Here is a 12,233-nt window from a genome sequence, read left to right on the forward strand (position 1 = left end):
CCCATGACCGACACCGGGGCCACTCCGAACCTCCGCGAGCTCAACAAGCGCCGCACCCGCGAGGCGATCTCGCACGCCGCGACCAGGCTCTTCATCGAGCGCGGCTTCGACCGCACGACCATCGCCGAGGTCGCGGCCGCCGCCGGGGTCTCCAAGATGACCGTCACCAACCACTTCCCGCGCAAGGAGGACCTCTTCTTCGACCTGCACGAGGAACTCGTCGTCCGGCTCGCCCGCACCGTCGCCGAGCGCACCCCCGGCGAGTCCGCCCTCGCCGCCCTGCGCCGCGACTGCCTGGCCGGGCTGGACCGCCACGATCCCCGACTGGGCTTCTCCGGCCCGGACTTCGCCGGCACCATCGCCGAGAGCCCCGCCCTCGGCGCCCGGTTCCGCGAACTGCACGAGCAGAGCGAGGCCGCACTGGCCGAGGCCCTGGCCGAGTCCGTGCACACGCCGCCCGCCGATGCCGGCGAGGGCGTCGACTTCGAGAGCAGGGTCGCCGCCGCCCTGCTCGCCGCCGTCGACCGGGCCGTGGCCGCCGAGGTCTTCCGCCGCGTCCTGGCCGGGGAGGAGCACGGCGCCATCGCCGCCGCGGTGCGCCCCTCCGCCCTCCGGGCCTTCGACCGATTGGAGGGTGCCCTGGGCTCCTACGCCGTCCGCGAGGAATAGGCCCCTCCCGGACCCACCCAGGCATCGACCGCGACGCCGCCGAACCACGAGAAGGGAGAGGACCAACCAGACCCGTGGATCCACGCCCCGCCGGACGACGTACGACGCACCTACGGACGACGACGGCCCGCCACGCGCAACTTCCTTGCGCACGACGGGCCATCGGACGCCCTCACCCCGGACAACCTCGCCACGGGCAGCGAAGCCGCCCACGGCGAGGGCCGGGCGCGGGTCAGCGCACGGTCACGGTGAACACCGGGGAGGCGGTGGCACCACTGACGATGCGGAGTTCGTTCACACCCTTGATGCCGAGCTTCACGCCCAGCGAGTAGGAGCCGTTGCGGGTCGTCTGCGTGGCGGCCGGCAGGGCGACCCACGAGCCGTGCTGCTTCTGCTCCAAGGTCACGGTGCTCCCGGCCTTGAGGCCGGTGGTGGCACCGGTGACGCGGAACAACTGCCAGGCCTGGACGGAGCCGACCGACGGCCGGGCGGTGATCGAGGCGGCGACGGAGGCGGACGCGGTGACGGCGACCGGGGCCGCCGGGGTGGCGGTGTCGGCGGCCGCCAGGGCGGGGCCGGCCGCTCCGAGGAGCAGCGCACCGAGGGTGGCGACGGCGGCCAGGCGCAGGCAGTTCCGCTTGGAGACGATCACGGGTGCACCCCTTTCAGGGGAGGCGGTCGTTCGGCCCGAGGACACGGTCGGTGCCGGACGGGCACTGTCACCTATCGGGATGCCCCACTCCGCGCCATTGATTGTGCACAGAACGTCACCATCAGGTAACAGTCCTCCACCTCAAGGGATTTGGTCCGGTCCCGCCCCGGCCTACGCCGCCCCGGCCGGATGCCCGGGTTCGAGGACGAAGACGGGGATCACCCGGTGGGCCTTCTCCTGGTACTCGGCGTACGGCGGGTACGCGGCGACCGCGCGCTGCCACCACAGGGCCCGCTCGTCCCCGGCGAGTTCACGGGCGATCATGCCGCGGCGCTCGGGGCCGTCCTGGAGTTCCACCCGCGGATCGGCCTTGAGGTTGAAGTACCAGTCCGGGTGGCGCGGGAAGCCACCCTTCGATGCCACAGCCGCGTACCGCCCCTCGTGCTCCACACGCATCAGCGGAGTCTTGCGAACCCCACCGCTCTTGGCACCACGCATCGTGACGATGACGACCGGCAGCCCCGTGTCCCAGAGCGTTGTGCCCTGCGTGCCACCAGAACTCTCGTACAGCTCGACCTGTTCGCGCACCCACTGTGCCGGGCTCGGCTCGTACTCACCCTCAAGCGGCATCGCGATCACCCCATCGTCGTGCACGGACCGGGTCGGGACGGTCCAGCACGAAGCGTCACACAACGGGGACGGCGTCGTTCCCGCTCCGCCGACGACCTCACGTGGACGACTCCGAGTGGACGTTCTCCAGTGTGACGGCAAGGCCCCGGCAGCGCAGCGTCTTTGCGTCTCCGCAGGTCAGGCCTCGGTGCGCCCTCCCGTCCGGAGGGAGCGCTCACGTCGGCGGGCGGCGGCCCTGGCGAGGTAGTCGTGGTGCTCCTGGGCGTGGTCCGGCGGCAGGTGAGGCGCGTCGGGGGACGTGGTGGCGAAGAAGCGCACGAGCGCCTCGTTCGAACTCACCGCCAGTCCCGCGGAGCGGGCGAACATCTCCGACTCGTAGCGCGCGACCGCCTCGTCGAGCGTGGAGCCGTGGCCGGAGCCGAAGCCGTGGCCGTGGCCGTGGCCGGGAGAGGAATCGGAACTCGGAGAAGAGCCGCAACCGGACGTGGCCGGCGTTCCGCCCCCGGCCACCGACTCGGCCACGGCCAGGGCGAGTTCCGCCCCGTCGAGCATCGCGAGGTTGGTACCGTGCCCGCCGAAGGGCGCCATCAAGTGAGCCGCATCGCCGATCAACGTGATGCCGGGAACGTGCGCCCAGTCGAGCGGGGCGGGCAGGGCCCAGAAGGAGCGCGGCACGTAGTCGCCGTCGTTGCGGGTGATCAGCCCACGCAGCGGCGGGGACCAGTGGGCGAACTCCTCGACCAGGTGGGAGCGGACGCCCTCCCGGTCGGTGAGGTCGACGCCCGCTTCAAGGTGCCAGTTCCGCGGGGCGCGGAAGGAGAGGTAGCCGCGGATCACACCACCGGCGTTGCGCTGGAGGATCACCGCGCGGCCGTCGTTGTCGTTGGCGAACAGGTGGCCGTCGCCGACGATCCGGGCCAGCTCGGGGTGGCGGGTGTCGACCTCGTCGAACCGGGCGTCCAGGTAGCTGACCCCGAGGTACCGCGGGGCCGCGTCGGTGATCAGGGGGCGGACCTTCGACCACGCCCCGTCGGCGCCGATGACCAGGTCCGCCTCCACACTGCTGCCGTGCTGCACGTCGCTGCCGCACTCCGCGCCACTGCCGCGCTCCGCACGGCTGCCGTCCGCGAACTCCAGCCGGTGGGCGCCGCCGCCGAGCGGGGTCGCCCGGACGAGTTCGTGACCCCAACGGACCGTGCCGGGACGCAGGCTGTCGTAGAGCATGCGGCGCAGCCGACCGCGGTCGATCTCGGGCGCGGCGGTGTCACCGGGGGCCGGGACGAACCGGGCGAGGACCGTGCCCTGGTGGTCGCAGCGCGTCTTGGCCTGCCCCTCCGGCCGGGCCTCCGCCAGGAAGGCGTCCGTCAACTCGGCGTCGGCCAGGGCGATCTGGCCCGAGTCGGCGTGCAGGTCGAGCGTCCCGCCGGGATCGCGGGAGTCCACGGCGGCGTCGGCGTCGTACACGGCGACCTCGATGCCTTGGAGTTGCAGGACGCGGGCGCAGGTCAGGCCGGCCGGACCGGCGCCGACTATGCAGATCCGGGGCGTGCTGGTGGTCATGGGGACCGTCTCCTCCGGTGCTCGGACGACGGGTGCGGCAACTCGCACCCGTAGTGATTGCGGACAGGGCGTGACAGCGCAAGCTCAAGCGCAGGGCAGGGCAGAGCTAGGCACGCCCACCAAAGTGCAATCGCTAAAAAAGCGTAACAGCTCAACTTTCTAATCCGCTCCATGAAAGCGGGTAGAGTGACCGGGTGACCGAAACCGGGCGCCGCGAGCGCAAGAAGGCAGCCACCCGCCAGTCCCTGGCGGACGCGGCACTGCGCCTGTTCCTGGAACGCGGCTACGACGACGTCGGCGTGCGCGAGATCGCCGACGCGGCCGACGTCTCCGTGACGACGCTGTTCAAGCACTTCCCCGACGGCAAGGAGGCACTGGTCTTCGACCAGGACCTCGACCGCGAAGCGGCCCTGGTCGCGGCGGTCCGCGAGCGCCCGACCGACCTGTCGGTCCCACAGGCCCTGCACCGGCTGCTGCTGGACGACCGCTCCCGCCGGGTCCGCACGGACCCCCGGTTCCCCGACTTCCTCCGCCTGGTCGACACCACCCCGGCACTGCGCGAATACGCCCGCCGCATGTGGCTGCGCCACGAGAACGCCCTGGCCACGACGATCGCGGAGGACGCCGGGCTGCCGTCCGACGACCCCGGCTGCCGGGCGCTGGCCCACTTCGCCCTCGAAGCCACCACCCTCGTCCGCGCGGACCGGGACCCCGAGGCCGCCCTCGCCCGGATCTTCGACCTGCTCGACAGCGGCTGGTCGCGCAGCACTCCTACGGACTGACCCGACCGCGCGCGGCCACCCACACGGCCACCCACCCGACAACCCACTCGGCCCGCGCCGAGAAGCCACCCGTCACCCGGCGCCGACCCCCGCACCGCCCGCGCCCGCACCACCCGTGCCCGCACCGCCCGCACCACCGGCACCGCCCGCGCCCATCCCCAGTCGGCCGGCCAGCGCCTCCTCCCCCACCGGCGTCAGCCGCAGCGCGCGGCTGCGCGGCGCCCGGGCGATCCATCCGGCCGTGGTGAAGGCGTCGAGCAACTCCGCGCCGAGTCGCCCGGCCAGGTGGTGCCGCTGCTCGGTCCAGTCCAGGCAGAAACGCAGCAGCGGGCGCCGCTGGTCGTCCACGAGGCGGCTCTCCGGCACACCCAGGCCGGTCAGCACCGGTATCGCCGCCGGCCCGAGCCGATACGGGTGCTCGGCGTCAGCAGCACCACCGGCAGCAGGATCGGCGCCGACCACCGGCCGGACCCCGGCCCCGAGCCCCACCCCATCCGCCGGAACCAGCGCCCCCCTGCTCAACAGGCCCTCCGTGAGCGCCACCCCGAGCCGCCCCGCGGTGTGGTCGAAACAGACCCGCCCCCGGCGCAGCGCCTCGTTGCGGTTGCCGGCACGCAGCGTCCGCGGCGCCGCCTGGGGCGGGGCGAGTGCGGCCAGACCCTCCATCAGCTCGGCGATCCGGCGGTCGGTGAGCTCGTAGTACCGGTTGCGCCCCGACGGCCGGACGGTGATCAGCCCGGCCCGGACGAGCCGGTTCAACTGGGCGCTGGCGGCCTGGGGCGTGACGCCCGCGTGCTCGGCCAGCTCACCCGCGGGCAGGCTGCGGCCGCCGGCGAGCGCCATCAGTATGCGGGCTCGGGTGCCGTTGGCGAACAGGCCCGCCACACGGGCGATGTCCGGTTCGCCGGTGCGCTCGGGTGGGGTCATCCGGCCATTGTGGACCGGGAACGCTTCCACCGGCGTGGAAGCGGATCGCCACCATCCTCGGGGCATGAAGGAGAAGGCCCTCGCCGTACCGCAACCTCCGTTCCCCGGCCCGACAACCGTCCCTACACCCGACCCAACAACCGTCCCGACACCCGGCCCAACACCTGACCCGACGCCCCGTCCGACCCCCCGCCCCCGGCTGCACCGACGGGTGCTGGCGGCGACCGGGGTCAGTTACGTCATCGTCCTGCTGGACGCCTCGATCGTGAACGTCGCCCTGCGCGGCATCTCCGGCAGCCTCGGCATCGGTGTCGACGGGCTGCAGTGGGTGGTGAACGCCTACACGCTCGCGTTCGCCGCGCTGCTGCTGACCGGCGGCACCCTCGCGGACCGCTGGGGCGCCCGCCGGGCCTACCTGGCGGGACTGTCGCTGTTCACCGCGGCCTCCGCCGGCTGCGGGCTGGCGACCGGCCTCCCGCTGCTGACCACCGGGCGTGCCGTGCAGGGCCTCGGTGCGGCCCTCCTTGTCCCGGCCGCCCTCACCCTGATCGACCAGGCGCACCCGGAGCCGGAGTCGCGGGCCCGGGCGATCGGGATCTGGATGTCGCTGGGCGGCGTCGCGATGGCCGCGGGGCCGGTGATCGGCGGCGGCCTGATCTCCTGGCTCGGCTGGCGCGCCGCCTTCTTCGTCAACCTGCCGGTCGGACTCGCCGGGGTGTGGCTGGCGCGGCGGGTCACCGAGCAGCGGGCCACAGGAAAGCCGACCACAGGGAAGCCGATCGCAGGGAGACGGGCCACGGGAAAACGGGCCACAGGAGAACGGGCCACCCACCCTCCCACCCTCCCGGCACCGCAACGCCTCGACCTGACCGGCCAGTTGACCGCGATCCTCGCACTCGGCCTACCGATCACGGTGCTCATCCAGGGCCGCGGCTGGAACGCACCGCTGGTGTGGGCGGCCCTCGCGCTGTCCGGCGTGGCCGCGACGGCCTTCCTCCTCGCCGAACGGCGCAGTCCGCACCCGATGCTCCCACTGTCGCTGTTCCGCGACCGGGTCTTCGCGGCCTCCACCGTGGTCTCCGCGACCTCGGCGCTGGTCTTCTACGGCCTGCTGTTCGTCTGCGGCCTCTACTTCCAGCAGGTGCGCGGCTATCCGCCGGTCCGGGCCGGACTGGCCCTGCTGCCGCTGACCGCGAGCGTCGCCGTCGGCGGTTTCGGCTCCGCCCGGACGGCACGGCTGCTCGGTCCGCGCCGGTCGATGTGCGTGGCCTTCGGTGCTTACGCGGTAGGGGCGTTGGGGCTGCTGGGCGCCTCCGGATCCTCCCCGTACTGGACGGTGCTCGCACCCATGGTGGTGATCGGACTGGCGGGCGGATTCATCTCCCCGGCGGCGACCGCACCGGCTCTAGGCACCGTCGCCAGAGCCCGCGCGGGCATCGCCGCGGCCGCGCTCAACACCGCCCGGCAGTCCGGATCGGCGGTCGGCGTCGCCGCCTTCGGCACGCTGGTCACCGCCGTCCAGCCCTTCTCCCGGGGGCTGCACGCCGTGCTGTGGCTGATCGCCGTCGCCTCCGCCGCCGCGGCAGCCCTGTGGGCGTACACCTTCCGGCCGACCGCACCGGCCGCACCGGCTGACGGCCGACCCGCCTGACGAACCGGACCCACCCCGCCCCCGCCCCCGCCCACACGGTCAGCGCCCATCCGACCTCCCCGAGCCCGCCGACTCCCCTCCACAGCACCCGAAAACGAGCACGTCAAAGGCCCGGACGGCGCCGCCGGACCGGGCTTGACGCTCCCTCGCGCTTCCACCACCCTTCCACTATTCGAATAGTGAAAGGGTACTTTGCCCATGCCAGCGCCCCTCACCCCCATCCCTCCGCTCACCCCGGCCCACCCCCTCCCGGAACCGACCCCCCGCCTACTGCAACCGGCCCGTTTCCCCCGCGCCGTCCGCTTCCCCCGCACCACCCGCCTCCTGCACGCCCTCCGCCACCCCCGCACCGTCCCGCTCCCCCGGCACCCCGCCGTCCTGGCCTGGGGCCTCGCGGCCGGCTTCGCCGCGCTCTACACCTGTGTCGCCGTCAACCGGCACCGACGCGGCCTCACCAAGGCCTACGACCTGGGCATCTTCGAGCAGGCAATCCGGGCGTACGCCCACGGCCGGGCGCCGATCGTGCCGCTCAAGGGCCCCGGCTACAACCTGCTCGGCGACCACTTCCACCCGCTGATCGCCACCCTCGCCCCCGTCTACCGGGCCTTCCCCAGCCCGCTGACCCTGATCGTGGCGCAGGCCCTGCTGATGGCACTGGCCGTCGTCCCGCTCACCCGCTGGGCCCACGAGGTCGCCGGACCGCGAGTGGCGCTGCTCGTCGGCTGCGCCACCGGGGCATCCTGGGGAATCGTCCGGGCCGCGGCCGACGACTTCCACGAGATCGCGTTCGCCGTCCCGCTGCTCGCCTTCACCGCCACCGCGCTCGGTCGGCGCCGACCGCTGACCGCCGCCCTCTGGTCGCTGCCACTGCTGCTGGTCAAGGAGGACCTGGGGTTGACGGTGGCCGCCGTCGGCCTGCTGATCGCCTGGCAAGCCCGCGAGGACCGGCGCACCCCGCTGCCCGGACTCGCCCTCGCGGCCCTCGGCCTCGCCGCGACCGCGCTCACCGTGCTCGTCGCGCTGCCGGCCTTCAACCCGCACGGCGGCTTCGACTACTGGCAGCAGCTGGACGGCGGCGGCCACGCCACGTCCTGGAGCACGCTCCGGACCGCGCCCCTGCGGCTCGGATGGCCGCCGATCAAGTGGCTGCTGCTGTTCCTGCTCGCCGCCACCACCGGCTTCCTCGGCCTGCGCTCACCGCTCGTCCTGCTCTGCGCGCCCACCCTGGCCTGGCGGTTGATCTCGGCCAATCCGCACTACTGGGGCGTCAGTTACCACTACAGCGCGGTCCTGATGCCGATCGTGTTCGCCGCCCTGATCGACGCCGTCCGCCGCGTCCAGCGCACGACCGCACACCACGTCCAACTCCCGACGACCGCTCACGACGCCGCCGACACCTCGCACCTCCCCACCACCCGCCCGGTCCGGCGCGCACTCGCCGTGACCGCCCTGGTGACGGTCGTGACGTTGCCGCTCTATCCGCTGCACGAGGTGGTGATGCCCGAGGCCTGGAGCACCTCGCCCCGGCTCACCGAGACCCGGGCGATGCTCCGCCTGATACCGGACGACGCGACCGTGGCGGCCTCCAACCACCTGGCCGCCCAGCTCACCGGTCGGGCGGAGGTCACCCTGGTGTGCCAGGACCCGGTCGGCCCCGGACCGGAGTGGGTGGCCGTCGACCTGCGCGATCCGAGCGTGCAGTCCCCGTGCGCCACCGCCGCCACCACCCGCATGGTGACGGCCTACCGCAGCCACGGCTACCGCCTGCTGGTCGACCGGGACGACCTGCTCCTGCTCAAACGGCCCTGACCGAACGCGACCGCCCCCACCCCCGGGTCCCGCTTGACCAACGCGTCGCAGTGGGACACCATTCCACTATTGAACTAGTGAAAGGCCGCAACGGGTGTGATCGAGTACCGCATCGATCGGCGCAGCGGCGTCTCCACGTACCAGCAGATCGTGCAGCAGACCAAACAGGCGCTGCGGCTCGGCATGCTGCAGCCGGGGGACAAGCTGCCGACCGCCCGCGAGGTGGTCGAACTGACCGCGATCAACCCCAACACCGTGCTGAAGGCCTACCGCGAACTCGAACGCGAGGGACTGGTCGAGCCCCGCCCGGGGCTCGGCACCTTCGTCCGGCGCTCGCTCGCCCGACCGGAGGCGGCCGCCGACGGGCCCCTACGGGCGGACCTGGTCGGCTGGGTGGACCGGGCCCGGGAAGCCGGGTTGGAGCGCGAGGACATCGCCGCGCTGATGACCTCCGTGCTGGAGCAGCGCTTCGACAGCGGGGTTTCCCCGGCCACGCCGAACTGAGCGGTGCCGGGGCCACCTCGGCACGGCACCGCAGGTCCAACCGGGCCACGCACCACCGCCGAGGAGCACCTCGGCACGGCACCGCACATCCAACCGAACCACGCACCACCGCCGGGGGCCACCTCGGCAGCACCGAACCGAGAACAGTGGGGGGACCGGGTGAACGACCCGACAACCGTGGCTCCGGCGCTGGAGGCCGTCGGACTCGGCAGGCAGTACCGGGGCGGCTGGGCCCTGCGGGACTGCGACTTCACCGTGCCGGCCGGGCGGATCTGCGGCGTGGTGGGCCCCAACGGGGCCGGCAAGAGCACCCTGCTCTCCCTCGCCACCCGCCAACTCGAAGCCTCCGAGGGCGAGTTGCGGGTTTTCGGCGAACCGGCCGGCACCCCGGACCAGCGCGCCCGGGTCGCCCACGTGGCCCAGGACAAGCCGCTCTACCCGGGCCTCACCGTCGCCGAGACCCTGCGGCTGGGCCGCGAGCTCAATCCGGTCTGGGACCAGGAGGCGGCCCAGCAGGTCGTCGACCAGGGCGAGTTGCGGCCCCGGGCACGGATCGGCTCGCTCTCCGGGGGCCAGCGGACCCGGGTGTCGCTGGCGCTGGCCGTCGGCAAGCTCCCCGAACTGCTACTGCTCGACGAGCCGATGGCCGACCTCGACCCGCTCGCCCGGCACCAGCTGATGGGCACCCTGATGTCGACCGTCGCCGAACGCGGCACGACCATCGTGGTGTCCTCGCACATCCTCCCCGAGCTGGACGGCGTCATCGACCACCTGCTACTCGTCCAGGGCGGACGGATCCGGCTGTCCGGCGACCTGGACGAGATCCTGGACGGACACCAGCTGCTCTCCGGGCCCGCCGGGAGTGCCGAGCTCCCGCCCGAGGTGGTGATCGAGCAGCGGATCGGCGGGCGCCGGGCGAGCGCCCTGGTGCGCACCGCGGAGCCGCTGGACGGGCCCTGGGAGAGCGAACGGCCCAGCCTGGACGAGCTGTTGCTCGGCTACCTCCGCTCACCGGCCGCCTCCCCCGCGGTCGCCTCCCACGGGACCGGCCCTCACCCGACCGCCTCCCGCGGAACCGACTCCCGCCCGGAAGCCGGCACCCCGGCGAACGACGAGAAGGCAGCATGAGCACCGACGCCCTGACCGACCCCGCGAGGCAGGCTCCCGCCACCGCCGCCCCGGCCGCCCCGGCCGCCCGGGAGCGCTCCGCGACCCCCCGGCTCCGCGGCCTGCTCTGGCTGTCGCTCCGTCAGAATTGCCTGCTGCTCTGGCTGTTGGTGGCTCTTACGGTCCTGACCGCGGCCAATCTCCTCTGGATCCACGTCGCCAGCCAGCACATCGTGGGCGTGCTGCGGCGAACGGGCTGCTACACCTCGAACAGCGACGCGTGCTGGACGGTCCTCGCGCCGATCAACGAACCGTACTTCTGGTTCGGCTCGGTGCTCCAACCCGCCGTCACCGCCGTCCCGTTGCTCATCGGCGTGTTCATCGGCGCGCCACTGCTGGCCCAGGAGCACGAGCGCGGCACGATCCGACTGATCCGCGCCCAGTCCGTCAGCCCCGTGCGCTGGCTGGCCGCCCGCCTCGCGGTGCCGGGTCTCGCCGTACTGGCCCTGACCGGGGTGCTCGCCTCGCTGATGACCTGGGTGTGGTGGAACGACCTCATCAAGGGCCCGGCCTCGTTCGACCCGCCGTTCCAGTTCTTCACCTACCCGGCGCTCGGACTGGCCCCGATCGTCTGGTCCCTGTTCGCCCTGGCCCTGGGCGTCCTGGTCGGCCAGGTGGTGCGCCGCACCCTGCCCGCGATGTTCCTCACCGCCGCACTGGTCGCGATCACCCACGGCCTGATGCGCTGGGCCCGTCCGTCCTTCCACTCCACCGTCGACGCGGTGGTTCCACTGGGGGCCCTGCAGCCCAACAACGCGTGGCTGGTCGACGTCAAGACGGTGTTCCCCGACGGCAGGCGCATCAGCACCGAGTCGTGCTTCGACCCGCACTCCTGCGACGGGGCCGTCAACACCTGGCTGAGCTACCACCCCGCCGGCCATCTCGTCCCGATCCAACTCGTCGAGTCCGGGATCCTGTTGGCGCTCACCGCCGCCGCCCTCCTCGCGGTCTTCCGCCTCATCCGCCGCTGAACCCCCGCCCCGCCGGCAGCGAGATCGGCCGTCGCCAGGGCGGGGCGACGGCCGGGCGAGGGCAGGGCGACGGACCTCCCTCGGCCGCGCGGCACTTGGCGAAAGGTTGACCTGTTCACGGCAGATAGTTGACTCCCGGCACACCTATGGTCGGCCCATGCCCTCACAGCCCATCAGGCCCACCGCACTGCCGGTCCTGCCCTACCGCAAGCCCACCCGCGGCCGGGACTACTGGGTCCTGGACAACGTCCTACCCGACCCGGACGCCGTCCGCGAACGCGTCCTGACCCGCGGCGACTGGACCGAGGGCTACCCGCACCGACCCGAGACCTGGCCCGGCCTTCGGACCATGCCGGGCCTGGAACCGGACGAGCTGGCGCGGGTCGAGGCCCAGGTCCGCAAGGCCACCGGCGCCTCCCGGCTCTGGGTGCAGAGCACCCCGGGCGGAGGCACGCTCAACCACAACTGCGTCCAGGTCGTCGGCGCCGGGGAGTCGGAGTCCCGTCCGCACACCGACTCCCGCGCGCTCTGCCGCTACGCCGCCGTGCTCTACCTCAGCCCGGGCGCCCCCAAGGACGCCGGCACCAGCTTCTACCGCCAGCAGTTCCCCGGCGGGCGGCTCGGCGGCAACCTGGTCAACGCCCCGCACAACAACCTGGTCGAGGCACTCGGCACCCGCCACGTCCCCGCCGACCACTTCACCGAGGACGTCCGCGTCCCCAACCGCTACAACCAACTGCTCCTCTACCACGCCAACCTCATCCACAGCGCGACCGACTACTACGGCGCCGAACTGGCGGACCGCCGGATGACGGCCGTGTTCTTCTGGATGGCCTGACGAACGGGACGGCCCGACCAGCTGAACACCCGGACGCCCGGACGGCACGACCGGGGGGGTTCGAACCGCCCCC

12 protein-coding genes are annotated in these 12,233 nt (G+C 73.0%); 8 read left to right on the forward strand and 4 right to left on the reverse strand.

From position 1 onward, the window contains the following. Positions 1-3 precede the first annotated feature (3 nt). Entirely contained in the window at positions 4-669 is a 666-nt protein-coding gene (locus tag ACIP4P_RS14590; protein ID WP_400917856.1) for a TetR/AcrR family transcriptional regulator, read from the forward strand. A 232-nt stretch (positions 670-901) separates the two neighbouring features. On the opposite strand, the gene ACIP4P_RS14595 is transcribed toward ACIP4P_RS14590, so the two are convergent. From ACIP4P_RS14595 to ACIP4P_RS14605, 3 genes are all read right to left on the reverse strand, one after another. Beyond that, a complete protein-coding gene (locus ACIP4P_RS14595) occupies positions 902-1,318 on the reverse strand; it encodes a hypothetical protein (protein WP_400918860.1) in 417 nt (138 codons plus the stop codon). A 174-nt stretch (positions 1,319-1,492) separates the two neighbouring features. Then, the gene (locus tag ACIP4P_RS14600; RefSeq protein ID WP_400917858.1) at positions 1,493-1,951 is read right to left on the reverse strand and encodes a nitroreductase family deazaflavin-dependent oxidoreductase; all 459 of its coding nucleotides are present in this window, start codon (positions 1,949-1,951) and stop codon (positions 1,493-1,495) included. 177 nt (positions 1,952-2,128) lie between these two features. Continuing rightward, entirely contained in the window at positions 2,129-3,511 is a 1,383-nt protein-coding gene (locus ACIP4P_RS14605; RefSeq protein WP_400917860.1) for an FAD-dependent oxidoreductase, read from the reverse strand. A gap of 194 nt (positions 3,512-3,705) precedes the next feature. Between ACIP4P_RS14605 and ACIP4P_RS14610 the strand changes: the two genes are divergently transcribed. Further along, positions 3,706-4,293 carry a TetR/AcrR family transcriptional regulator gene (locus ACIP4P_RS14610; RefSeq protein ID WP_400917861.1) on the forward strand — a complete coding sequence of 196 codons (588 nt, stop codon included), beginning with the start codon at positions 3,706-3,708 and terminating at the stop codon, positions 4,291-4,293. 72 nt (positions 4,294-4,365) lie between these two features. Here the strand turns inward: ACIP4P_RS14610 and ACIP4P_RS14615 are convergent, their stop codons facing one another. Continuing rightward, positions 4,366-5,220, reverse strand: coding sequence for an ArsR/SmtB family transcription factor (locus ACIP4P_RS14615; protein WP_400917863.1), 855 nt, complete (start codon positions 5,218-5,220; stop codon positions 4,366-4,368). Between the two features lie 211 nt (positions 5,221-5,431). Between ACIP4P_RS14615 and ACIP4P_RS14620 the strand changes: the two genes are divergently transcribed. From ACIP4P_RS14620 to ACIP4P_RS14645, 6 genes are all read left to right on the forward strand, one after another. Then, positions 5,432-6,871 (forward strand): MFS transporter, encoded by a 1,440-nt coding sequence (locus tag ACIP4P_RS14620; protein WP_400917865.1) that lies wholly within the window; start codon positions 5,432-5,434, stop codon positions 6,869-6,871. Between the two features lie 198 nt (positions 6,872-7,069). Next, the gene (locus ACIP4P_RS14625; RefSeq protein ID WP_400917867.1) at positions 7,070-8,680 is read left to right on the forward strand and encodes a DUF2079 domain-containing protein; all 1,611 of its coding nucleotides are present in this window, start codon (positions 7,070-7,072) and stop codon (positions 8,678-8,680) included. 96 nt (positions 8,681-8,776) lie between these two features. Further along, entirely contained in the window at positions 8,777-9,184 is a 408-nt protein-coding gene (locus ACIP4P_RS14630; RefSeq protein ID WP_350512169.1) for a GntR family transcriptional regulator, read from the forward strand. Between the two features lie 159 nt (positions 9,185-9,343). After that, positions 9,344-10,312: an ATP-binding cassette domain-containing protein gene (locus tag ACIP4P_RS14635; RefSeq protein ID WP_400917870.1), complete on the forward strand. Its 969-nt coding sequence runs from the start codon at positions 9,344-9,346 to the stop codon at positions 10,310-10,312. Then, entirely contained in the window at positions 10,309-11,322 is a 1,014-nt protein-coding gene (locus ACIP4P_RS14640) for an ABC transporter permease (RefSeq protein ID WP_400917872.1), read from the forward strand. Before ACIP4P_RS14635 ends, ACIP4P_RS14640 begins: the two co-directional genes overlap by 4 nt. A gap of 157 nt (positions 11,323-11,479) precedes the next feature. Further along, complete coding sequence (locus ACIP4P_RS14645) at positions 11,480-12,160, forward strand: DUF6445 family protein (protein ID WP_350512172.1); 681 nt, start codon at positions 11,480-11,482, stop codon at positions 12,158-12,160. Positions 12,161-12,233 lie beyond the last annotated feature (73 nt).

The organism is Kitasatospora sp. NPDC089509, from assembly GCF_044749365.1.
Classification (GTDB): Bacteria; Actinomycetota; Actinomycetes; order Streptomycetales; family Streptomycetaceae; genus Kitasatospora.